22 protein-coding genes are annotated in these 23,069 nt (G+C 32.5%); 17 read left to right on the plus strand and 5 right to left on the minus strand.

The genetic code is table 11. The features are described from left to right. Nucleotide 1: 1 nt before the first annotated feature. Complete coding sequence (locus ACWNT5_RS12480; RefSeq protein WP_299607691.1) at nt 2-826, plus strand: DUF1853 family protein; 825 nt, start codon at nt 2-4, stop codon at nt 824-826. 8 nt (nt 827-834) lie between these two features. Here the strand turns inward: ACWNT5_RS12480 and ACWNT5_RS12485 are convergent, their stop codons facing one another. Together ACWNT5_RS12485 and ACWNT5_RS12490 are read right to left on the minus strand one after the other, a co-directional pair. After that, nucleotides 835-2,298, minus strand: a complete 1,464-nt coding sequence (locus ACWNT5_RS12485; RefSeq protein WP_299607693.1) for a magnesium chelatase — start codon at nt 2,296-2,298, stop codon at nt 835-837. Between the two features lie 38 nt (nt 2,299-2,336). Continuing rightward, complete coding sequence (locus ACWNT5_RS12490) at nt 2,337-3,467, minus strand: vWA domain-containing protein (protein ID WP_299607695.1); 1,131 nt, start codon at nt 3,465-3,467, stop codon at nt 2,337-2,339. Nucleotides 3,468-3,702: 235 nt separating this feature from the next. Between ACWNT5_RS12490 and ACWNT5_RS12495 the strand changes: the two genes are divergently transcribed. Then, nucleotides 3,703-4,845, plus strand: a complete 1,143-nt coding sequence (locus ACWNT5_RS12495) for a serine hydrolase (RefSeq protein ID WP_456517502.1) — start codon at nt 3,703-3,705, stop codon at nt 4,843-4,845. Between the two features lie 266 nt (nt 4,846-5,111). Further along, entirely contained in the window at nt 5,112-5,465 is a 354-nt protein-coding gene (locus ACWNT5_RS12500; protein ID WP_299607701.1) for a hypothetical protein, read from the plus strand. Between the two features lie 3 nt (nt 5,466-5,468). On the opposite strand, the gene ACWNT5_RS12505 is transcribed toward ACWNT5_RS12500, so the two are convergent. Beyond that, a complete protein-coding gene (locus ACWNT5_RS12505) occupies nt 5,469-5,702 on the minus strand; it encodes a hypothetical protein (RefSeq protein WP_299607704.1) in 234 nt (77 codons plus the stop codon). Between the two features lie 264 nt (nt 5,703-5,966). Between ACWNT5_RS12505 and ACWNT5_RS12510 the strand changes: the two genes are divergently transcribed. The 5 genes from ACWNT5_RS12510 (at nt 5,967) to ACWNT5_RS12530 (ending at nt 13,497) form a co-directional block, all read left to right on the plus strand. Further along, complete coding sequence (locus tag ACWNT5_RS12510) at nt 5,967-9,179, plus strand: VPS10 domain-containing protein (RefSeq protein WP_299607706.1); 3,213 nt, start codon at nt 5,967-5,969, stop codon at nt 9,177-9,179. Between the two features lie 11 nt (nt 9,180-9,190). Continuing rightward, on the plus strand, nt 9,191-11,149 hold the full coding sequence (locus tag ACWNT5_RS12515) for a S9 family peptidase (RefSeq protein WP_299607709.1): 1,959 nt from the start codon (nt 9,191-9,193) through the stop codon (nt 11,147-11,149). Between the two features lie 18 nt (nt 11,150-11,167). Then, nucleotides 11,168-11,845, plus strand: coding sequence for a DUF2490 domain-containing protein (locus ACWNT5_RS12520; protein ID WP_456517503.1), 678 nt, complete (start codon nt 11,168-11,170; stop codon nt 11,843-11,845). A gap of 5 nt (nt 11,846-11,850) precedes the next feature. Then, on the plus strand, nt 11,851-12,423 hold the full coding sequence (locus ACWNT5_RS12525; protein WP_456517504.1) for a cysteine hydrolase family protein: 573 nt from the start codon (nt 11,851-11,853) through the stop codon (nt 12,421-12,423). Nucleotides 12,424-12,780: 357 nt separating this feature from the next. Continuing rightward, nucleotides 12,781-13,497 carry a DUF547 domain-containing protein gene (locus ACWNT5_RS12530; RefSeq protein ID WP_299607717.1) on the plus strand — a complete coding sequence of 239 codons (717 nt, stop codon included), beginning with the start codon at nt 12,781-12,783 and terminating at the stop codon, nt 13,495-13,497. A 122-nt stretch (nt 13,498-13,619) separates the two neighbouring features. Here the strand turns inward: ACWNT5_RS12530 and ACWNT5_RS12535 are convergent, their stop codons facing one another. Then, nucleotides 13,620-13,775 carry a hypothetical protein gene (locus ACWNT5_RS12535; protein WP_299607719.1) on the minus strand — a complete coding sequence of 52 codons (156 nt, stop codon included), beginning with the start codon at nt 13,773-13,775 and terminating at the stop codon, nt 13,620-13,622. Nucleotides 13,776-13,898: 123 nt separating this feature from the next. Between ACWNT5_RS12535 and ACWNT5_RS12540 the strand changes: the two genes are divergently transcribed. From ACWNT5_RS12540 to ACWNT5_RS12580, 9 genes are all read left to right on the plus strand, one after another. Continuing rightward, on the plus strand, nt 13,899-14,120 hold the full coding sequence (locus ACWNT5_RS12540; RefSeq protein WP_456517505.1) for a hypothetical protein: 222 nt from the start codon (nt 13,899-13,901) through the stop codon (nt 14,118-14,120). A gap of 156 nt (nt 14,121-14,276) precedes the next feature. Beyond that, a complete protein-coding gene (locus tag ACWNT5_RS12545) occupies nt 14,277-15,491 on the plus strand; it encodes a bifunctional alpha/beta hydrolase/OsmC family protein (RefSeq protein WP_456517506.1) in 1,215 nt (404 codons plus the stop codon). Between the two features lie 134 nt (nt 15,492-15,625). Then, the gene (locus tag ACWNT5_RS12550) at nt 15,626-16,807 is read left to right on the plus strand and encodes a fibronectin type III domain-containing protein (RefSeq protein WP_456517507.1); all 1,182 of its coding nucleotides are present in this window, start codon (nt 15,626-15,628) and stop codon (nt 16,805-16,807) included. A gap of 54 nt (nt 16,808-16,861) precedes the next feature. Continuing rightward, complete coding sequence (locus ACWNT5_RS12555) at nt 16,862-17,329, plus strand: hypothetical protein (RefSeq protein WP_299899576.1); 468 nt, start codon at nt 16,862-16,864, stop codon at nt 17,327-17,329. Between the two features lie 112 nt (nt 17,330-17,441). Further along, nucleotides 17,442-17,912, plus strand: coding sequence for a hypothetical protein (locus ACWNT5_RS12560; RefSeq protein WP_299899578.1), 471 nt, complete (start codon nt 17,442-17,444; stop codon nt 17,910-17,912). A gap of 29 nt (nt 17,913-17,941) precedes the next feature. Continuing rightward, nucleotides 17,942-18,883: a leucine-rich repeat domain-containing protein gene (locus tag ACWNT5_RS12565; RefSeq protein ID WP_456517508.1), complete on the plus strand. Its 942-nt coding sequence runs from the start codon at nt 17,942-17,944 to the stop codon at nt 18,881-18,883. A gap of 16 nt (nt 18,884-18,899) precedes the next feature. Continuing rightward, complete coding sequence (locus ACWNT5_RS12570; protein WP_456517509.1) at nt 18,900-19,781, plus strand: hypothetical protein; 882 nt, start codon at nt 18,900-18,902, stop codon at nt 19,779-19,781. Between the two features lie 53 nt (nt 19,782-19,834). Beyond that, complete coding sequence (locus ACWNT5_RS12575) at nt 19,835-21,775, plus strand: tetratricopeptide repeat-containing sensor histidine kinase (protein ID WP_456517510.1); 1,941 nt, start codon at nt 19,835-19,837, stop codon at nt 21,773-21,775. After that, nucleotides 21,772-22,407: a response regulator gene (locus ACWNT5_RS12580; protein WP_456517511.1), complete on the plus strand. Its 636-nt coding sequence runs from the start codon at nt 21,772-21,774 to the stop codon at nt 22,405-22,407. The genes ACWNT5_RS12575 and ACWNT5_RS12580 overlap by 4 nt, the downstream gene beginning before the upstream one ends. Before the next feature lie 105 nt (nt 22,408-22,512). On the opposite strand, the gene ACWNT5_RS12585 is transcribed toward ACWNT5_RS12580, so the two are convergent. Further along, nucleotides 22,513-22,905 carry a hypothetical protein gene (locus tag ACWNT5_RS12585; RefSeq protein WP_456517512.1) on the minus strand — a complete coding sequence of 131 codons (393 nt, stop codon included), beginning with the start codon at nt 22,903-22,905 and terminating at the stop codon, nt 22,513-22,515. Nucleotides 22,906-23,069 lie beyond the last annotated feature (164 nt).

Here is a 23,069-nt window from a genome sequence, read left to right on the forward strand (position 1 = left end):
AATGACTTCTATCGACCATCAATACAATGGATTTATTAGTAGTAAACCACTATGGAACGGTGATTCTCTTTTTGGATTATCTCAATTAGATTTAAAAAATTTCGAATGTGTTATAAAAAACCCAACAAACATTAAAATTAGAGATAATGAAGTTTTAGGAAAAAGAATCGAACATTTCTTTGAATACTATATAAACTCATCTAAAGACTATCAACTACTCGTAAAAAACCTACAAATATTTAAGGATAAAATTACCATTGGAGAACTAGACTTTGTTATTGAAGACATTTCTAAAAAATGTCTTTTACACATAGAATTAGTATACAAGTTCTATCTCTATGATCCTCAAAGAAGCAAAAATGAATTAGAACGATGGATTGGTCCTAATCAAAAAGACAGCTTGTTAGAAAAAGTAGCAAAATTAAAGCATAAACAATTTCCTCTACTCTACCAGTCTGAGACGATTAAAGCCTTACAAAAACTAGACATTTCTACGGATACAATAAAACAAAGAGTCTCTTTTTTTGGTCAGTTATTTATTCCTTTATCTTTTCAAAACAAAATTTTACCCGAAATTAATAATGATTGTATCTCTGGTTTCTGGATACATTGGCATGATTTCAATTCAGAAAAATATCACCATTATCTATACTATATTCCTTCAAAAAAAGATTGGGTTACAAACCCAAAAGATCATAGAATTTGGCATTCCTACAATACAATTCACGAGTCTTTAGAAGTACAACTCTCGAAAAAAAAATCTCCATTACTTTGGATAAAACGTAATGAAGATTCTTATGACAAATGTTTTATTGTTTGGTGGTAAAATAAGATCTAAAGATCATTTATATAACTTCCGTACAAGTCTCTGAATCTAAAACCTTCGGACAATCTATATTTACTCAATTTTTTATGCTCTACCAGTCCCCATAATAGGAACTCTTTCATAAAATAGCTGTCTTTTTTATCGATATCTTCCTGATACTTATTCAGAAGATCATTAAGTGGTTTTATAGCATCTAACTTTTCGATATATTCTGCCTCTGGTATTTCATCCAACAGTTCAAAACCACTTTCCTCAAAAAACCAGTCAATTAATTCTTGATAAGGACTTGTTTCACTTTCTTTTTCAAGACGTTCTATTTTAGGAAAATAATCTGGAAACAATGATTTAATTGCATCCGAAATTAGTGTAAGCGCAACAGAAGCAGCACCTTCTTGTTCTCCTTCGTATACCAATTCTACTTTACCAGTAATAGCCGGAACAACTCCCATAAAATCGCTTAATCGTAACAATGTTTGATTGTCACCAGATTTCAGTGCTCTATATTCTGCCGTGCTCAATAAATTCTCAAAAGCAGTAATACTCATTCTGGCACTAACACCACTTTTGGCATCGATAAACTCGCTTTCTCTCGCCTCAAAACTAATCTGTTCTAATAAATCTTTAGCGAGCTCAGGAACATGAACTAAACTACTCTGTCTAGAATCTAACTGAGCTTCTTGCTGAGTAATAGTTTTTGCAATCGCTACAGTCTCTGGATAATGCGTTAGAATTTGAGAACCAATTCTATCTTTTAATGGAGTAACGATACTTCCTCTATTAGTATAATCTTCTGGATTTGCGGTAAATACAAATTGCATATCCAGAGGAAGACGTAACTTAAAACCTCTTATTTGGATATCACCTTCTTGTAAAATATTAAATAAAGCTACCTGTATACGAGCTTGTAAATCTGGTAATTCATTAATCACAAAAATACAACGATTAGCTCTTGGAATCATTCCAAAATGTATCACCCTATCATCTGCGTAGCTCAATTTTAAATTCGCGGCTTTTATAGGGTCTACATCTCCAATAATATCTGCTACTGTTACATCTGGAGTAGCTAATTTTTCTGCAAAACGATCATCTCTATGAATCCAGGATATTGGAGTATCACCTGCTTTTTCTTTAATAAGGTTAATCGCATATCTAGATATTGGCTGTAAAGGATCATCATTAATTTCTGATCCTTCTACAATAGGAATCCACTCATCTAATAAGTTCACCATTTGCCTAGCTAAACGTGTTTTAGCCTGTCCTCGTAATCCTAACAAATTGATATTATGTCGAGATAATATAGCTCTTTCCAATTCAGGAATTACAGTATTTTCATAACCATGAATTCCTGTAAATGTAGTTTGATTATTACTAATTTTTTCTCTGAGATTATCTCGTAATTCGTCTTTTATACTTTTACTTTTATATCCTGATGCTTCTAACTGTTCTAAAGTCTTTATGCTGTTAATGTCCATATTTTCTTTTTCGGAAGTATTATAAACTCAATATTGTTTTATCCTTTAATTCTTTTTTTTCTATTTGTTTCGTAGTCCTCGAAGATCATCTCTCCTAACCCCTTCAAACCAGTATAAAATGCTTTTCCTTGGTTTGCGTAAGTAAACTCTCTTACGAATTGCATTAAATAAGGATCTTGCGCAATCATAAAAGTGGTGATGGGTATGTGTAATTTTCTTGCTTGTTGTGCCATCACATAGCATTTATTCACAATATTACGATCTAAACCATTACTGTTTTTGTAATACTGACCATCTGGAAGTCTTAAACAACTAGGTTTACCATCCGTGATCATAAAAATCTGTTTATTAGTGTTTCGCTTCCGCCTCAGCATATCCATTGCCAATTGAAGACCTGCAACGGTATTGGTGTGATAAGGGCCAACTTGCAGATACGGTAGATCTTTAATAGCTATTGGCCAAGCATCATTCCCAAAAACAAGAATATCTAGTGTATCTTTAGGATACCTCGTTGTTATTAGCTCTGCTAGAGCCATAGCTACCTTTTTGGCAGGAGTAATTCTATCTTCTCCGTACAAAATCATGCTATGACTAATATCGATCATCAATACTGTACTCATCTGAGCTTTAAACTGAGTCTCTTCGACTACCAAATCATCTTCGGTAAGATGTAAATCACCAATGCCATGATTAATTTGGGCATTTTTTAAACTCTCAGTAATCGATATCCTTTCTAATGCATCACCATATTGATAGTTTCTATACTCACCAGCATGCTCATCACCTCGTCCTGTATATTTAGTACGATGATTTCCAGATCCACTGCGTTTTAAATTACCAAAAATTTGATCTAAGGCTCTTTTTCTAATTGCACGTTCTGTTTTTGCAGTTATGGACATTCCTCCTTTTCCATCTGGCTTAATTTCTTCTCGGATATAACCTTTTTTCTTAAGGTCTTCTACAAAATCATCTAAAGTATAATCCTCACTAGTAAGCTGATACTCTTTATCTAATTCTTTCATCCAGTCTAGTGCTTCATCAAGATCACCCGAAGTATGAGTTATTATTTCCTGAAAAATGTCGAAAAGTTTTTCGAATGGAGATTGTTCTGGAGCTTCATAATGTCTAAAAGCAAAACCTTTTTTAAAAATTCCCTTTTTCTCTTTCATTATATAAATTTAGTATATTTTACAAAAGATACCGCCCCAACTATTATGGAATCACACAGAATTAACAAATGTTTTGGAATTGTTTCTATTGGGTTCCCTTTTTTTATTTGAACAGGCTAGCAAAACAATTCTTATATTTAACTTAGTATGATGAATGACAGCTAATTCTTAGAGCAAAGATTTTAATTTAAAAAACACAAATGATTCATTTACCCGCCTTATTTAATACATGTCTATGAAATTAAAACTACTTATTCTTCTTGGTATTTTAATATGTTCTTGTACTTCAGAAAACCCTTTAGATACTATTTTACAATCCGAGTCTCCGAATATATCAAGGGTGATCAATAAGCTCGAAAAACATGAAATTCAAATTTTATATACTCAGATTGATCGAAATTCAAAAAACGAAGTTTCCTTTACCGATTATGAATTTAATGTAGCGGACAGCATTTATTTTTATCCAGCAAGTTCCGTTAAGTTTCCAATAGCCGTAATGGCATTAGAAAAGCTAAACAATTTAAAGGATAATGGGATTCCTATTAATAGAGAAACGAAATATAGTGTGAATCAAGGAAACTTATATTCATCTATTGAAAATGATATTATCCAAATTTTTTCTGTGAGTGATAATGATGCCTATAATCGTTTATTTGAGTTTTTAGGACAAGACTACATTAATCAAAACTTAACATCAAAAGAAATATCCGGGAGAATTTCTCACAGATTATCTACGAGTAACGCAGATGCTTCAAAGACGCAACCGATTATTTTTAAAAAACGTATCACAGATAGTCTGACTATTTATAGTCAAGAGATTATATTTAATAGTACACCTTCAAAATTGGATTTAATCAACATCTCCAAAGGAAAAGGTTATTACGAAAACGACTCTCTTATAAAACAACCTAAAGATTTTTCTAAGAAGAATTATCTTCCGCTAAGGTCTTTACATGAGCTAATGAAAAGAGTTCAGTTTCCCGAAGTTTATGACAAAAAAAAATCATTTAATATTTCCGAAGCTGATCATCGTTTCCTATTAAAGACGATGAAACTATTGCCCCATGAATCTGGTTATGATAAAACCAAATATTATGACGGTTATGTAAAGTTTTTTATGTTCGGAGATACCAAAGATGACATTCCGCAACATATTGAGATCCATAATAAAGTAGGATATGCGTATGGATATCTAACGGATTGCGCCTACATTAAGGATTCAGAAAACAATATAGAATTTCTTTTATCTGCTACCATTCATGTAAATGAAAATGAGATTTTCAACGATGATCAATACGAATATGATGAAATTGGAATTCCATTCTTAGCAGAATTGGGCAGAAAAATATATCAGTTAGAATTAGAAAGAAAAAAGTAATGCTACATCTTCCTATATTTTAAGAATTTTTCAAAAAAACTATTAATATATTATTATAAAACAATCTTTTTTAAGATTTAATAATTATTTTTTAACAAAATTATATATTTAATCGAACATAAAAGAGTTAAATTTATAATTCCCCTTACATTAAGAACGTCAGCATATAGTACAAAATAACAACAACAGTATGGTTACACAATTTATAATCCAGTAATCACATACTATTACTAATAATAGTATATGATTCTTAAAACTGATTACATATGAAAAAACATATACTATTCTTCTTTTTATTTTCTTACACTTTTATATATCCAAATGATTTTTTAGATAGATCGGATTGCTCCTTTTTAACAGAAATTCAAAAAGATCGCAAACTTTCTGACGAAGAAGTAAAACAGCGTGGATTAGATGTATTAGCTACAGAAGTTATCGAAAAAATTGACGAGGTTGATTTGCGTAAGATGGCAAGATCAGCAATTTTTGAAACCTCCTATGGATTTCGATGGAAAATGATAAATCTGCATACTGGAAAGATTATTATTGTTAAAGTAAATAAGGATTTCGAATTAATATCCGCTCGGGATAGTAAGAAAGCTAAAGTTATGATACCTTAATAATTACGTAAGCATTTCTTTTACGCTGTTGTAATCTTCTATATATTCCCAATAAATTATTCTATCAAAAGCATATTTGATGAGGATAAATTTTTCGCTAACAGATAAAATTCTATCTACAGAAACTATTTTTTTGGATGGAATCTCTACCGTTACTTCTTCTGTGATTTCTTGATTTCTTGCATCAAATCCGTGTACAATGATATGATTATGTAAAGTAAGTTCAATAAATTTCATAAGATCTATTTTATACTCCAAAGGTATCGCTTTTTCACCTTAACACCCCTTTAAGAATTTCGCATTGTCATTTTCTTAACTTTAGCTTTTCAATTTTATAATCAATCAAAAATGTTAAAAAGATATTTTCTTTTAACGCTTCCAAAACACGACAACTCTAATCATTCTAATAGAAATATTGCCCAATCCAATGGAAATATTCTCCTATTAAAATCACGCATAGGTTTTAAAACAATTTCAATTTAATTAACTCTCTACACTAAAATGAAAAAATTACTATTTCTACTATCTATAATTCTGGTTTCCGGAATGTACGCCCAAGATTTTTCGATGGATTATGTTAAAAAAGTTCATCCTAGAAACATAGGTCCTGGTGGAATGAGTGGTCGGGTTACCTCTATAGATGTAGTTGTTTCGGATCCTGATATTATTTATGCTGGTACCGCTTCTGGTGGTTTATGGAAATCTACATCTGGTGGAATTAAATGGGATCCAATTTTTGATAACGAGGCTACTGCCTCCATAGGTGCTATTGCAATCCAGCAATCTAATCCATCAGTAATATGGGTAGGAACTGGTGAAGGAAATCCTAGAAACAGTCTTAATGGTGGGTATGGAATCTATAAATCATTAGATGGTGGAAAAAATTGGAAATTAATGGGATTAGAAAAAACTCGACATATTCATAGAGTTATTGTTGATCCTACCGATCCTAATATCGTTTATGTAGCTGCTATTGGTTCTCCTTGGGGAGAACATCCTGAAAGAGGTATTTTTAAAACTACGGATGGTGGACTAACCTGGAAAAAAGTTCTTTTTGCAAATAATAAAACTGGTGCCGCAGATTTGGTTATGGATCCGACAAATCCCAATAAACTAATTGCAGCTTTATGGGAACACAAAAGAGATCCTTGGTTTTTTAAATCTGGAGGAGAAGGTTCTGGTTTATACATTACCCATGATGGTGGAAAAACATGGAAAGAAAGAACAGACAAAGATGGTTTACCAAAAGGAGATTTAGGAAGAATGGGAATAGCAATCGCTAGGAACAAACCAAATATTGTGTATGCATTAATCGAAGCAAAGAAAAATGCCCTATACAAATCTGAAGATGGAGGTTTTAATTGGAAAAAGGTAAATGATAAAAACGATATAGGTAACAGACCATTTTATTATTCTGAAATATATGTAGATCCACAAAACGAAAATAGAGTATATTCTATTTTTACGTATGTGAATGTATCAGAAGATGGAGGAAAGAATTTCACTCAATTAATGCCTGCTTACGGCGTTGATAACGGTGTACATCCAGATCATCATGCTTGGTGGATTCATCCTGAAGATGGTAACTTTATGATTGATGGAAATGATGGAGGTTTAAATATTACAAAAGATGGTGGAAAAAACTGGAGATTTATTGGCAATCTTCCTGTTGCACAGTTTTACCATATCAATGTAGATAATGAATATCCTTACAATGTCTACGGAGGAATGCAAGACAATGGAAGTTGGAGAGGACCAGCTTATGTATGGAAAGCACAAGGAATAAGAAATTCTTATTGGCAAGAAATATCATTTGGTGATGGATTTGATGTGGTACCAGACAAAGACGATTCAAGATACGGATGGTCCATGAGTCAACAAGGATTTGTAAGTCGCTATGATTGGATGACAGGAAATAATTATACTGTAAAACCTACACACCCAGATCCAGAAGTTAAGTTACGATTTAATTGGAATGCTGCTATCAATATTGATCCGTTTGATAATAGCACTATCTATTTTGGTAGTCAATTTGTGCATAAAAGTACCGATAAAGGACTTACTTGGAAAGTCATATCTCCAGATTTATCGACCAACAATCCTGAGAAACTAAAACAAGCAGAAAGCGGTGGACTAACCATGGATGCTACCGGAGCAGAGAACCATTGTACCGTTTTAGTCATAGAACCTTCTCCGCTAGAACAAAATATGCTATGGGCCGCTACCGATGATGGTAGAGTACATATAACTAGAAATGGAGGAACAAATTGGACAGATATTTCTAGTAATATCAAAGGATTGCCTACTGGAAGCTGGATAGTACAGATCAAAGCATCTAACAAGAAAAAAGGAGAAGCGCTATTAGTCGCTAATGACTACCGAAGATTTAATTATACTCCGTATGCCTATAGAACGGTAGATTATGGTAAAACATGGCAACGAATTGTTGATAGTAATGACGTAAAAAGTTACGCATTAAGTATTGTAGAAGATCCTGTAGAGAAAAATTTACTTTTCTTAGGAACAGATGACGGATTATATATTTCTGTGGATGCTGGAAATAAATGGACAAAATGGACGTCTGGATTCCCTACTGTATCGGTAAAAGATCTTGTAATCCAACCGAGAGAACATGATTTAGTAATAGGAACTTTTGGTAGAGCTGCATGGGTGTTAGATGATATCAGACCATTAAGAGGCATTGCTAAAAACAAAAGCATCCTTACCCAAAAATTACAATTATTCGAACCACCAACAGCATACCAAGCGGCATATCAGCAACCAACAGGAAGTCGTTTCGGTGGGGATGCATTATTTAATGGTGAAAATCGTGATGGTGGAGCTCATATTTCATTTTTTGTAACCGTAGAACAAAAGAAAGCGTCTAAGGATAAAAAAGAAGATGAGAAAGAGGATGAGAAAGAAGAAGAGGACGAAAAAGAAGAGAATAAAGTGAAATGGGATTCTGTACATTTAAAAATTTATAATGGAGATAAGCTTATTCGAACGCTTAAAAGAAAGACTCCAGACTCTACTGGTATTCATAAAATGAGATGGTTTATGGATGAAAAAGGTGTACAACGCCCTTCTAGAAAAATTCAAAAACAGAAAAGAGAGCCAGGAGGTGTTGGTGTAAAACCAGGAACTTACAAATTGGTTATGGAATATGGTGATCAAAAATCTGAAACCAATATCACGGTAAAATCTGATCCAAGATTACAAGTTTCTCAAAAGAATATTAATGAAATATATGCGGCTTCAAAAGAGCTAGAAAGTATGCAAAAAACAGCTGCAGATGCCGTAAAGCAATTAGTAGAAAGTAAAGAAATTGCTACAAAATATCAGAAAGAGCTTAAAAAACTAGATAAGGAGAAGTTTAAAGATCAAATAAAATCTTCCAAAGAAATTACGAAGAAAATAGATTCAGTAATTGCTATTTATTTAGGTAAAGAAGATAAAAGGCAAGGAATTACCAGAAATCCAGAAGTCACTGTAATGCAACGAATGGGCACCGCAGGATGGTACACAGGCAGTAGACAAAATGGATTAACCACAACCGAAAAAACGCTAATGAAGCATGCAAAAGATGCTCTTACTGATGCGATTAATAAAACCAACAACTTTTTTAAAGATGAATGGTTACCGTACCAACAGGCAATTGAAAAATTAGACACTTCTCCTTTTAGGGAAATAAAGACTTTCACAATCAATTAAAACGTTCACCAATGAAAAAACTCGTTATCCTGGGAATGGGACTTCTCTTATTCTATTCCTGTAAAAAAGAAGCTAAAGAAGAAACGCAAGATGTTGCACAATCTGTAAAAATAGAAGAATATTCTATAGAACAGTTTATGGACAATGAAAATGCATTTGCCAATGGGTTTTCAAAAGACAAATCCAAAGTGCTGATGACCAGCAATCGTTCTGGAATCTATAATATGTATACCACCTCGGTAAAAGGAGGTGAATTGATCCCAGTAACTAAATCCGATAGTTCGTCTATATACGGAATATCATATTTCCCAGAAGATGATAGGATTTTATTCAGAATGGATGGTAATGGAGATGAAATTTTTAAAATCTTCATGAAAGATAGCGCTGGAATTAAAAGACTTACTCCAGAAAAGAATGTACGCGCCTTGTTTAGAGGATGGTCCAAAGATGGAAAAAGTTTCTTCTACGGAAGTAACGAAAGAAATCCGAAGTTTATGGATCATTATGAAATGAATATTTCTGACTTCTCGTCTAAGGTGATTTATGAAAATAAAGATGGATTTGATTTTGCTGGTATGTCTAATGATAGAAAATATATCGCTTTATTAAAGCCAGTAAATACAAACGACACGGACTTATTTGTATTAAATACTGAAACTGGTAAGAGAACTAAGATTAATGAGAACCTAAGTGGTAACTCTCCGGAAGATTTTTCTCCTGATAACAAATTTTTGTATTACACCAGTGATGATGGTGCAGAATTTAGTTATTTGATGAAATACAATCTCGAGGATGGAACTAAGGAAAAAGTAGCTCAGAAAGATTGGGATATCACTTCTTTTTACTTTACCAGAAACGGAAAATACAAAGTAATGTTCACCAATGAGGATGCTAAAACAGTGATGGCTGTAGAAGATGTGGCTACTGGAAAACCAATGGATTTCCCCACCTTTAAAGATAAAGAAATCTCTAGCGCTAGTTTTTCTAGAGATGAAACGATGGCTTTTCTAAATGTTGCCGGTTCTAGCACACCAAGAAACGTATATTCATATAACATAGCTACCAAAGAATACCATCAGCTAACAGATGTATTAAATAAAGATATCAATGCGGATCATTTAGTAGCATCTGAAGTTGTGCGTTTTAAATCTTTTGATGGATTAGAAATTCCAGCAATATATTATAAACCTAAGCAAGCATCAGCTACCAATAAAGTTCCTGCTTTGGTATGGGTGCATGGAGGACCTGGAGGACAATCAAGACAAGGATTTAGCTCAATTATTCAGTATTTGGTAAATCATGGATATGCTATTTTAGCTGTTAACAATAGAGGAAGTAGTGGTTATGGAAAGACATTTTATAAGATGGATGACCAAAATCATGGTGATAAGGACCTAAAAGATTGCGTAGCCGGTAAAGATTGGTTAGCTGAACAAGATATTATCGACCCTAACAAAATTGGAATTATCGGTGGTTCTTATGGAGGTTATATGACAATGGCTGCATTAACGTATACTCCCGAAGAATTTAAGGTTGGTGTGAATATATTTGGTGTTACCAATTGGTTAAGAACTTTAAAAAGCATTCCGCCATGGTGGGAATCTTTCAAAGATGCTTTATATACAGAAATGGGAGATCCCAATACGGCTGATTCTGTAAGATTACGTAAAATCTCTCCTTTGTTTCATACAGAAAAAGTAACGAAACCTCTGATTGTATTACAAGGAGCTCAAGATCCAAGAGTATTAAAAGTAGAATCTGATGAGATCGTTGAAGGAGTTAGAAAAAATGGTGTTCCAGTAGAGTATGTTCTATTTGAAGATGAAGGTCATGGTTTTGTTAAAAAAGAAAATCAAATTGAAGCTTACGGAAAAGTTTTAAAATTTCTGAATACTTACCTTAAAGGATCTGGATCAGATGTCATTAATGATGGAAAAAAAGAAGTAAAAACTGTAGAATCTGATTCTTAAAAGAATAAGTATATTTTTATGAAGAAAACAATTTTAGCAATTGCATTGTTAGCCTGTATCACTCAAGTTAATGCGCAAAATACTGGTGAAGATGAGTTAGGCGCTTGGTATATGTATTTTGGTACAAATCGAATAACTGATAAACTTAGCATTCATTCCGAGGCACAGTTTCGATTTTATGAAGTAGCAAACACTTTTAACCAATTGCTATTGCGAACTGGGCTTAATTATCATATTACTGACAATGCAATTGCTACAATTGGATATGGATATATTAACACAGATGGAACCTTTGCCGATATTCCTGGTGAGGAAAATAGCAATGAACATCGAATTTTCGAACAGTTTATCCTCAAAAATAAAGTTGGAAAAGTAGCATTCGAACATAGATATCGATTAGAACAACGTTTTATCAGTACACAAGCAGATGATTTTACAGAACATCGAGCTAGGTATCGTTTGCAACTCACCTACCCTTTTAATGATAAATGGTTTCTGAATGTATATGATGAAATTTTTATCAATTTACAAGAACCAATTTTTGGTCAAAACAGACTATACGGAGCTATTGGATATAACGTAAAGTCCAACTTTAGCATTCAGGTAGGATATTTAAAAAATCACTTTACAGGAATTAATTTTGACAGAGTACAACTAGGTATTATCTATAATACTGATTTTAGAAGTAAGCAATAGAAATCATGACAATTACAAAAAAGGATAATCCGGCACTATTATTAATAGATGTTCAAAAAGGGATCAATAGTCCAGGATATTATGGTACAGAACGGAATAATCCTGATGCAGAAAAAAATATTGAAGCTTTACTACGTAAATGGAGATCTGAAGAACTTCCTATATATCACGTAAAGCATTGTTCTACAAATCCTGAATCTCCTCTGGCAAAAGGTAAATCCGGGAATGATTTTCAGGATTTTATCAAGCCTTTAGCTCATGAACCAATCATAGAAAAAGATGTAAATAGTGCCTTTATAGGTACAGATCTTAGAGAACAACTAACTCATAAAAGGATCAACACACTGGTTATTGTTGGGCTTACTACAGAACATTGTGTGTCTACGAGTACCAGAATGGCTTCTAACTTTGGTTTTAAAACATTTCTGATAGAAGATGGTGTTGCTGCTTTTGACAAAATAGGTGTTAATGGAGAAAGGTATAGTGCTCAAATGGTTCATGATATTGAAATTGCAAATCTAAAAGATGAATTCGCAACTATCATAAAAACCGAGAGTTTACTCAGTAATTTTGAATAAATTTTTTCAATAATTTTATAGCTACTTGGTTGATATTTTATGCTAATAATCGCAATAACTCTTAAGAGATAATATCTCAATTTTGATTTGAAATACGTAGCAGAGTTAAAAAACAAAAATCTATCAATTCTTTCCATAAAACTAAGACAAAACAGGTGATTTTTTCACCACAAAAACTCCTTGAATTCGTAGTATAAGCCTATATATTAGAAGCTTTCAAAATGTTAAAATCATAAATTATTGTATTTTTATCGTTAAAATTTGCTTTTTATCGATAAAAATTTCATAGATTTACGGTATAACCGTAATTAACATAATTTAAGTTGTAATTTCCCCTAAATCTAATACAGTTTTGTTATGAAAAAATTTCTAATATTCACTGTCTTAACTTTATTCAGTTTTATTACTGATATACAGGCGCAAAAAAATCATATCGATCATATGGTATGGGATCAGCTTTTATTGCTGAACGTATCTAATGACGGTAAAGTAGATTATAAAGGTTTTATTAGAGATAAATTTTTATTCGATAAATACTTCAAATCTTTATCTACTAACTATCCTGCAGAAAATTCCGAGGCTACAGAAAAGCTTGCGTATTGGGTAAACTTATACAATGCCATTGTTATGAAAATGGTCATCGATCATTATCCCATTAAATCCATTAATGATTTAGAAAATCCTTGGAAGAAAAAATCCATAACGATTAATAATAAAGAATATAGTCTTGATGATATAGAACATAAAGTACTAAGAAAAATGAATGAACCAAGAATTCATTTCCTTCTTAATTGCGCTGCCACCTCATCGCCAAAACTATGGAATAGAGCGTACACGAGTAGAAATATTACTCAAGCACTAGAAGATAAAACTATCGAATACATAAACGATCCTTCGAAGAATTTGGTAGCTAATGATGATGTTAAGCTGTCCAAAGTATTTGAATGGTATGCGAAAGATTTTAATAACGGAGATATAAAAGATTATGTAAATCAGTATGCTAAAGAAAAAATTCAAAAATCATCCAAAATAGCATATCTGGAATATGATTGGAGTCTGAATGAACAAAAATAAACCAATCTCGATAAATTTTAAGGTCCTTCCACGGGACAACAAAGATATTATTACCCCAAAATATTTTATCAAACAAACAGTTATAGGTAGATTAAAAGTCTACCTATAACTAAATCTTCTATTTAGCAACCATTACTTGTGCAAAAATTGTTGACACATACTGAATGTGCTGGACATATAGCATCATCTCCAAAGCAAGCCAATCCACCCTTTACAATTTTCATTTGAGCTTTTGGTAACTCATTTACTCCTTTTAGATTAAGAATTTTTTGTAGCATAATTTTAAAATTTTGATTGAACATCTTAAAGCTAGTTAAATTAATTTAAAAAAGGGGAAAAAATCACTTTTTAATGTATTTTTAAAGGAAGTATATTTTATTCTTTTAATTACATTAAAACTTATGAAAACATTAGTAGAAAAATTCGGTCATTTTAAAAAACTTTCTAGAGTAGAACTTATCAAAATTGGCGGTGGACAAAGAGATCAATGCACGCCAGAACAGGTAAATACCTGTACTTTTGTTCAGTATTATCCAGAGGGATCCGTAATGATGGATTGCGGATCATCTATCGATGCAGATGGAGATGAGGTTTGGATACCTTGCGAAGCACATTTAGCATAAGAACAAATCTATTAAATCATACCAATTCATCATTTTGAATCGGTATGATTTTATCTATATATCATAGATCGACTTCATAGATGTTAACACATTTTTAACCTATTCTAAAAGTTAGAAAAGAATAAAAATTTCGACTTTTAGAAAAACAACAATCCAATGAGTCTATCTAAAATCTCTTTTACCAACGCCGAGGGTCAGGTCCTTTCTGGTCGTTTAGAACTTCCTGCAGATCAACATCCGCATAATTTTGCACTTTTTGCACATTGTTTTACTTGTAATAAAAACTTAGGTGCCGTTCGTAATATCAGCAGAGCGTTAACCTCTCAAGGTTTTGGTGTTCTTAGATTTGATTTTACTGGATTAGGAGAAAGTGAAGGTGATTTTGCCGATACCAATTTCTCGGGTAATGTAGAAGATCTAGTAGCAGCTGCAGATTTTCTTACTGAAAATTATCAAGCTCCTTCCCTACTTATTGGTCATTCTTTAGGAGGTGCTGCAGCAATATTCGCCGCTTCAAAACTTCATGCTATCAAAACGGTGGCTACTATCGGAGCTCCTTCAGATCCAACTCATGTACAGCATTTGTTACGCAGTGGATTAGATGAAATTGAAGCCAATGGAAAAGCTGTAATCAATCTAAGTGGTAGAGATTTCACCATCAAAAAACAATTCTTAGATGATTTAGAAACAAAATCATTAGCTACAGTAGCAAAAAACCTAAATAAAGCTTTACTGGTGTTGCATTCTCCACAAGACACTACGGTAGGTATCAAAAATGCAGAAGATATATATCACGCTGCAAAACATCCTAAAAGCTTCGTTACTTTAGATGGAGCAGATCATTTACTAATGCGTAAAGAAGATTCTATATACGTAGGAAATGTAATTGCTGGTTGGTCATCTAGATATATAGACATTCCTGAAGAACCTAAACTAAAGAGTACACATCAGGTAGTAGTCAGTTTAGGAAATGATGAAGGATACACTACTCAAATGAAAGTAGGGAATCACTATATGGTAGCTGATGAACCAGAAAGTGTCGGTGGTAATGATTTTGGACCTTCTCCATATGAATTAGTTTCTGCAGGATTATCCGCCTGTACGGCAATGACCATTAAGATGTACGTTTCCCGAAAAGGATGGGACCTAAAAAATGTAGAAGTCCACACCAGTTATGATAGAAGGCATATAGACGATTGTGAGAATTGTGAAGATCCAACTGCTAAAATCGATACATTCGATCGAGAAATTAAATTGGAGGGTGATTTAGATGAAAAACAAATCGCTAGAATTCTTCAGATAGCTGATAAATGTCCAGTACACAAAACTTTACATACAGAAACACAAGTAATTACTAAACTGATATCGTAACATGGAATAATCCGATATTCTAGTACTTTATACATCTAAGGGTATACCCTGATTTTTATAAATCAAGGTATGCCCTTACCTTTTTTAGATGCTATCATAATAGCTTGCAGAAGTAAATAATAAACTATGTAACGATGAGGAATAGCATTAAAATTTCCAACTTATTTATTCTACTACTGTTAATATTAAGCTGCAGTAATGATGACTCGACCGAAGGATTATCAATAGAAAATCAATCACCAACGGAGTTTACAATCAATATAGCTATTGATAAAAACACAGCTCAGTTAAGCTGGACAAATGCGGAGGATCCTGAAAATGATACTATAGAATATACTGTAATGCTGGAAAACACTCCAATCATTTCACAAAATACAACCAGTTTTATCATAGATGACCTTTTATATGATCGAGAGTATCAAGGTAGCATCATTGCCAATGATGGTAATGGAAATGAAATAGAAGTACCATTTACCTTCAAAACCGATTATATGAAACTATTATTTTTTGAATCTGATAATGGTTCGGATAATAATTTCCTATATGAATATGACAATAATAATGTATTAGTACAGTCTATACAAAGCTTCCAAAGTGTTACTAATACTATGGCTTATGACGATAATGGTCGTTTATTATCCATAGGTAATACCACATATACTTATAATTTTAACGGACTACTCACAAAAGTTAGTGATGGTACTGGCAAAGGAGATTTAAAATTTCTTTATGATGATCAAGATCGTATACGCGAACTTAACATCCTCAGAACCGGAGATAATAATTATGTCGGTGTATCCAAAATGAAGTACACCTATGACACTTCAGGAAATCTTACCGTGCTACATTTTGAAAGGAGACATACCTCTGATAATACAGATGGAGTTCAATTGACTTTTTACAGATGGTTATTATCCTATGATAATGTTGGAAATTTAGTGGAGCGTACATTTCAAACTAGTGATGACGAAGGTATCACCTATGAAACATCACGTAGACAGGTTTATGCCTATGACAACAAAAAAAATCCCTGGACCCCCATCATCAAAGAGCAGTTTCAATTTAACATCCCAACCCTATTTTCTGTCCCGAGAGAGTATAGGTCTTTTCGAGTTGGTACTTTTAATATCGATGGATATGGAATTCAATTTGTAAGAGGAAATCATAATATAATCAATTTACAAGATTATAGAAATGGAGACCTAAATATCGAATTCAATATAGCGTACGAATACAACGAATCTGGTTATCCGATTTCTGCAAGATATTCGGTAAACGATATATCCCTTTTCCCTAAATGGGTTTACCAAGAATAAGCAATCAACTACCCACATCTTTACAAAACAATCAAATTTTATAATTAGAAAACAATGAAAACACTAACGAAAATTTTAAGCATCTATTTATTTGTATTGCTATGCAGCTGTAGCAGTGATGATGATGAAGAAATTATTCCATTCTCACCAGAACAATTACAAGGTGTATGGCGTATCAGCTTATATCAAGATCAAGTTCGGAATATAAGCTATGACGGAATTAATATTTTATTAGAATTTGATGGAGAATCATCAGCGCTACGAGCATTCAATGAGGAGGCTACTACACTTGGTAGCTACGAGGTAGATCCATTCGAAATAGATTCCGAGAGAGTTTGGCAACTACAGATTGGATTAGACATTACTGATGATGCTCATGAAGTTTTAGAAAACATACGTGGTAACTGGCCTGTAAAACAAGTGCTCTTAGATGCTTCAAAAATAGAATTTGAAAAAGCACTCAATCCACAATTTGATCTAGAAGTATTACATCTTGAAAGAGTTACCAATACCAATGAGTAATCCAAAAACAAACTTTATATCATGAAATGAACCATAATAATAAGGTGATACCCACTGAAGTGATTAATGGTGAATTCTATGTGACAATTACAAAAAAATAAAACACAAACACATGAAAAATATTTTTAAAAGAATCACGCCTTTATTAGTACTTATCTTGATTTTAAGTTGCAGTAATGATGACGACACTATAAGTGCTAATAATACTCCTCCAACACTAACCAAAGAACAACTTAGCGGAACCTGGGTAATAAGCTACTTTGAGAACCAAACAGATAGAACTTTGGATTATGAAGAATTCCGCTTTCTATTTAACGCTATTGATCATGTAGAAGCAGATGTGGAAGATTTAAATATCGATGGAGAATACGACTTATTTAGTGACGAAATTAACGGTCAAACATATACTATAGTTGATATCTCTTTTAGAGAAGATAGTTCATCAACAATAGTAAACAATCTACTTAGAGATCTGATAGAAGAATGGATCGTTACCGCTATTAACGATAATGGAACTACTATAGAATTTGAAGAGCGTGTAAGTAATAACCCACCAGAAATTCTGCATCTAACCAAACTTTAAAAACAAAATCACGACAAATAATAATGATTATGAAAACATCCATATTTAGATTCGTTTTTCTAATGTCTTTACTACTTATTAGTTGTTCTGAACAAGAAGATTTACCATCCTATAGTTTATATGATAATGATTTCAAATCAGATAATGATGATTATCTTAAAAATCAGCTTAAAGTATTATATACCATAGATAAACAAAATCCAGGTAATTCTTTGGGTTGGGTATTTAACAAAACTGATTTTTACGCAACGGATATCCATAATTTTTCTGGAGTAATTACAAATCCAGCAGGTCAAATTATAATTCTAAATCTTCAAGACAAGAATTTAGACATTTTACCTTCTCAAATACATTACTTAACGTCTTTAACCCAGTTATTTATTGGTAGTAATAATATTGATACTTTGCCCAATGAAATAGGGAAACTTACCAATTTACAACACTTAGATGTTAGCTTTAATCAATTATCTACTTTACCATCGAACTTCAACAAATTAGAGCATTTAAGATGGTTATCATTTTCATTTAATGAATTTCAAAACATACCAGAAGCAGTATTAGAGATAGAAAATTTAGTAGGACTTAACTTTTTTTGGAATGAGATCTATACCATTCCAGATAACATTTACAAATTAGAAAAACTTGAAGAGTTAAATCTTGCTAGGAATCAAATCACAACTATTCCCGTAAACATTTCAGGTTTAAAGCAACTTAAAAAACTGTTTTTAGATAGAAACCAGATTATCAGCACAAGTTCTAATCAATATTTAGGAAAGCTAAAAACCTTAAAAGAACTAAAACTAAATAGTAATGATCTAACTTCTATTCCTTGGCAATGGAAATATTTACAACAACTTGAATCTCTGGACATCACCGATAATCAAATTACAACTATTCCTCAAAGTATTTGCGATTTAGAAACACAAAATGGAACTGTTATCAACTTCGACTCCAATGTGGTCTGCCAATAACTAAAACTAACTACTAATGAAAACTAGATTCATAACTTCTTTATTTTTAATAATAATGATCAATATTTTAAACGCTCAGCAATTACAAACAGGAATTGTTCAATATCCAGAATATGGAGTACAGTTTACGATTCCTAATGGATGGTTTGGCAAAGAGATGAATGATGGATATGCCATGCAATCTCAAACCGAAACTGGACTCGTTATGCTTATTGTAAACGAGCTAAAAACAATTAATGCGCTTAAAGAGGAATTTTCTAAAAACATTGTAGAACATGGAATTTCTCTTACCCCAGAAAATAATATCGAAGTAAAAACCAATTATGTAAAACGCTATTATACCGGAACTGCTGAAGGACAAGCTGTAAAAGTATTGGCGTATGGTTGTCTTAATCCCAATGGTTATGGTGTAACAGCCATGATTATGACAAAAACAAATGATTTTTCGGACGTGCATAAAAGCATTCTTTTAAAAATAAAAAACAGTTTAAAACTTACCAGACCCAAAGTAAACGAAAGCTTCAATGCATCCATATGTAAACGTGAGTTAGGTGGAAAAAGACTGAAGCATGAAAAGAATACATTCTCTCCTGGTGGTGTTGGTGGTGTGAGTGGCAGTTACAGCGTTACTAGAATTATAGACTTATGTGCATCTGGTACATTTATGTATTACGGAGGTTCTAATGTTTCTGTAGAAAGTGAAAATGCACATGGATATAGCGGAGGTACTCAAGATAATCAGGGCGAATGGGAATTTAAGGATGAAGCAGGAAAAGTATTTTTGTATTTGCACTACAATAATGGGGAGTCCAGATACTATCATGTTACTTATGGCAAAGATGGTGGTACTTATTTAGATAACACAAGATATTATCGATTAAATTTAAAATGTAATTAACTCATTTATAAATGATTTATAAATTATCTTTATTGAATTACATCTTATCATTTATGAAAGGCACACTACGAATACTATTATTCCTATTTCTTTCTTCTGGATTTTCTCAAAATAAAATCATAGACAGTATTCAGAATGAATTAAGGATGAATCCCACCACTACAGTTAAAATGAATTTATATAACCAATTATCACGCGCTCTGGTTAATATAGATATTGTGGCCTCTGAGAAGTATAATGATTCCTTATTCGATTTAAGCAATAAAGAAAATAATGAAGAAATGAAGATGAACGCCGTGTATAATAACGGAGTTCTAAACAGAATGAAAGGGGATTATAATAAAGCTGAAAACTTTATTGAAAAATACTTGGCATATACCAATAAAACAAAGGACAGTATTGAATTTGTAAAATCTATTTATCAATTAGCAACGGTTCAAGTGTATCAGGATAAAAAAGAGCAAGCCTTATCCACATACCTCAAAGCTATATCATATATAGAGAATATGAAAGACATGCAACTCCAAAAAGCAAAAATACTAAACGCTATTGGAGTTATTTATAAGAATACGAGTCAGTATAACAAAGCCAAAGAATATCATATAAGCGCTGCAAATATTGCGATAGCAGAAAAAGATTCTACCTTATTATCTATTGTAAACAACGGTTTGGGTTTGGTTTCTATGAAGCAGGATAGTACTTCGAAAGCGTTAGGCTATTTTAAAAAATCTTTGGGTATTGCAGAAAAAACAAATAACACCAGAGTAAAATCATACCAATATAGAAACATTGGCATGATTTATTCTAAAAATAAAGACTTCACAAAAGCAGAAGAATATCTGGAAAAAGCACTCGTCTTAAGAAGGAAAATGAATAATAAATCTGCTATTGGTGGTTCGTTATCCGACTTAGGAAATGTTTATATAGAAACCAACAGATTAGATAAAGCAGAAAGACACATAAAGGAAGCTCTTGAGATATTTAGAGAAAATAAAACAGTTTCTAACGAGAATTTAATGTATTTCTATCTAAGTACCATTGAAACTAAGCGCGGAAACCATCAAAAAGCAAATGAATTATTACATCAATATTATACAAGAAAAGATAGTTTAGAAAGTCTCGAGTTAAAGGAAAAACTCAATGACTTAGATGTTAAATATGAAACCGAAAAAAAAGACAAAGAAATCACAAAGCAACAATTAGAATTAAAATCCCAAGAAGCTAAGATTCAAAAACAACAATCTCAAAACGTAATAATGGCAGGATTAGCTATTTTTCTACTATTGACTTCAATTTTAATCTGGTTTGTATATCAACAACGTCAAAAACGAAAAGATCAAGAGATTTTAACCCTTAAAAGAGAACAACAGGTAAAAACTCTAGAATCATTGATAGAAGGTGAAGAAAAAGAACGCTTACGATTGGCAAAAGAATTACATGATGGAGTAAACGTAGATTTATCTGCTATAAAATATAAACTCACTTCATTACTGGAAAGAAATAACAAAGTGATTCATGAAGCTGTGGCCATGATAGATAAATCCTGTGAACAAGTAAGAGCCATTTCCCATAATCTAGTCCCTCCTGCTCTGCAAAACTTTAGTTTGGTAGAAACCTTACAGGATTATTGCAGTACTACTAATAGCATTCAGGATGTAGAAGTTTCTTTTCAGACTGTAGGTTCTACAATAGAGATTCCCAAGAAAGCTGAAGTCAATATCTTTAGGATTGTACAAGAATTAGTAAATAATAGCTTGAAACATTCTCAAGGATCAGAAATACACGTACAATTAAGTTATCAGGAAAATAACACTATACAACTTACGGTTGAAGATAATGGAATAGGGTTTGACACTTCCGAAACCAATATCGAAGGAATAGGACTTCAAAACATAAACTCTAGAATAACCTATTTAAATGGAAAACTGGACGTAACTTCTGATGAACAAGGAACATCTTATGTAATTGATATTAATACCAAAAAATTAGCATGACCACCAAAATCGCCATAACAGATGATCATCAAATTGTACTACAAGGTATTCAAACAATGCTCGAAGGTGTAAACGAAGTTACTATTGTAGGACTTTACAATAACGGCGCTCAGACCCTAGAATCTATTGGAACTGACCAACCGGACATCTTATTACTGGATATTAATCTACCTGATATTAATGGCATACAACTTTGCAAAAAATTAAAGCAACTACATACCAAATTAAAGATCATTGCTATTTCTAATTACGATGAAGTTTCTTTTATAAAACGAATGCTCAGTAATGGCGCAGATGGGTATTTATTAAAAAACACAGGTAAATTAGAGCTTTTATCTGCATTTAAAGTTGTCCTAGAAAACGGAAAATACATTCAAAGAGATATAGAGAAAAAATTACTCAATGAATCTTTGGGCATGCAGACAAACAAAGGTTTTTTAGTAAAACTCACCAGACGAGAAAAAGAAGTATTGGAAGCTATTGCCGAAGAATTAACTACACAAGAGATTTCTGAAAAACTATTTGTAAGCGTAAAAACAATCGAAACCCATCGCATGAATATCATGAGCAAACTAGGAGCAAAAAACAGTGTTGGTATCATCAAAAAAGCTATTGAAAAAGGATTGTTATAGATTCCTGCACCTAATTTATCATAAACTTAAAAACAAAAAGGGAAGCTATACAGGACTCACGCTTCCCTTTTTCCATTATGAAAAGTATAAAAATTCTTTAGGTCTTTATTCTGACCAATATCGTAGTGTTACTTCGATCCAACCTTCTGGAGTTTCATTTTCTCCACTTACTTCTACAATTGCCGAAGACGCTCCATCAAAATACCCATCACGTGCATCGAATCGATAGGTTCCTACAGGAAGACTTTCGAACAATCCAATTTCGTATCTGGAATCAAAATAGATTTCTCCTGTTTCAAGATTGGTAGCACCATAACCAGGTAAGGTACTTGCTGGAATTTCTTGTCCAGACCATTCATCTACCAGTTTTATAATCACATCAAAACGAACATCACTTTTTTCTTCAATTGCTATGGTCTGATCTACTACCTGCTCAGTTTCACAGGATACAAAAAAGCAAACGATCAATATCAATGTAATGTACCTTAGTAGTTTCATGGTAGTTTTGGTTTAAGAGTTTCCTACAAAGTTCTTTATTAAAGCTCCAATATCGATTATCTAATGATTATCAAAATGTTATATAATATAATTAGTAACAATATGGCTAAGATTTCTCAACGGAAAAACAAAAAAACCACTAATCCATATAGGTTAGTGGTTTG

It is taken from the genome of Aquimarina sp. 433 (assembly GCF_054054605.1).

Coding starts and splice junctions, on each gene's coding strand:
- ACWNT5_RS12555 (WP_299899576.1), top strand. CDS start 16,862: ATGAAAACACTAACGAAAATTTTAAGCATCTATTTATTTGTATTGCTA.
- ACWNT5_RS12545 (WP_456517506.1), top strand. CDS start 14,277: ATGAGTCTATCTAAAATCTCTTTTACCAACGCCGAGGGTCAGGTCCTT.
- ACWNT5_RS12570 (WP_456517509.1), top strand. CDS start 18,900: ATGAAAACTAGATTCATAACTTCTTTATTTTTAATAATAATGATCAAT.
- ACWNT5_RS12490 (WP_299607695.1), bottom strand. CDS start 3,467: ATGAAAGAGAAAAAGGGAATTTTTAAAAAAGGTTTTGCTTTTAGACAT.
- ACWNT5_RS12575 (WP_456517510.1), top strand. CDS start 19,835: ATGAAAGGCACACTACGAATACTATTATTCCTATTTCTTTCTTCTGGA.
- ACWNT5_RS12580 (WP_456517511.1), top strand. CDS start 21,772: ATGACCACCAAAATCGCCATAACAGATGATCATCAAATTGTACTACAA.
- ACWNT5_RS12515 (WP_299607709.1), top strand. CDS start 9,191: ATGAAAAAACTCGTTATCCTGGGAATGGGACTTCTCTTATTCTATTCC.
- ACWNT5_RS12495 (WP_456517502.1), top strand. CDS start 3,703: ATGAAATTAAAACTACTTATTCTTCTTGGTATTTTAATATGTTCTTGT.
- ACWNT5_RS12510 (WP_299607706.1), top strand. CDS start 5,967: ATGAAAAAATTACTATTTCTACTATCTATAATTCTGGTTTCCGGAATG.
- ACWNT5_RS12500 (WP_299607701.1), top strand. CDS start 5,112: ATGAAAAAACATATACTATTCTTCTTTTTATTTTCTTACACTTTTATA.
- ACWNT5_RS12505 (WP_299607704.1), bottom strand. CDS start 5,702: ATGAAATTTATTGAACTTACTTTACATAATCATATCATTGTACACGGA.
- ACWNT5_RS12485 (WP_299607693.1), bottom strand. CDS start 2,298: ATGGACATTAACAGCATAAAGACTTTAGAACAGTTAGAAGCATCAGGA.
- ACWNT5_RS12530 (WP_299607717.1), top strand. CDS start 12,781: ATGAAAAAATTTCTAATATTCACTGTCTTAACTTTATTCAGTTTTATT.
- ACWNT5_RS12525 (WP_456517504.1), top strand. CDS start 11,851: ATGACAATTACAAAAAAGGATAATCCGGCACTATTATTAATAGATGTT.
- ACWNT5_RS12480 (WP_299607691.1), top strand. CDS start 2: ATGACTTCTATCGACCATCAATACAATGGATTTATTAGTAGTAAACCA.
- ACWNT5_RS12535 (WP_299607719.1), bottom strand. CDS start 13,775: ATGCTACAAAAAATTCTTAATCTAAAAGGAGTAAATGAGTTACCAAAA.
- ACWNT5_RS12585 (WP_456517512.1), bottom strand. CDS start 22,905: ATGAAACTACTAAGGTACATTACATTGATATTGATCGTTTGCTTTTTT.
- ACWNT5_RS12550 (WP_456517507.1), top strand. CDS start 15,626: ATGAGGAATAGCATTAAAATTTCCAACTTATTTATTCTACTACTGTTA.
- ACWNT5_RS12560 (WP_299899578.1), top strand. CDS start 17,442: ATGAAAAATATTTTTAAAAGAATCACGCCTTTATTAGTACTTATCTTG.
- ACWNT5_RS12540 (WP_456517505.1), top strand. CDS start 13,899: ATGAAAACATTAGTAGAAAAATTCGGTCATTTTAAAAAACTTTCTAGA.
- ACWNT5_RS12520 (WP_456517503.1), top strand. CDS start 11,168: ATGAAGAAAACAATTTTAGCAATTGCATTGTTAGCCTGTATCACTCAA.
- ACWNT5_RS12565 (WP_456517508.1), top strand. CDS start 17,942: ATGAAAACATCCATATTTAGATTCGTTTTTCTAATGTCTTTACTACTT.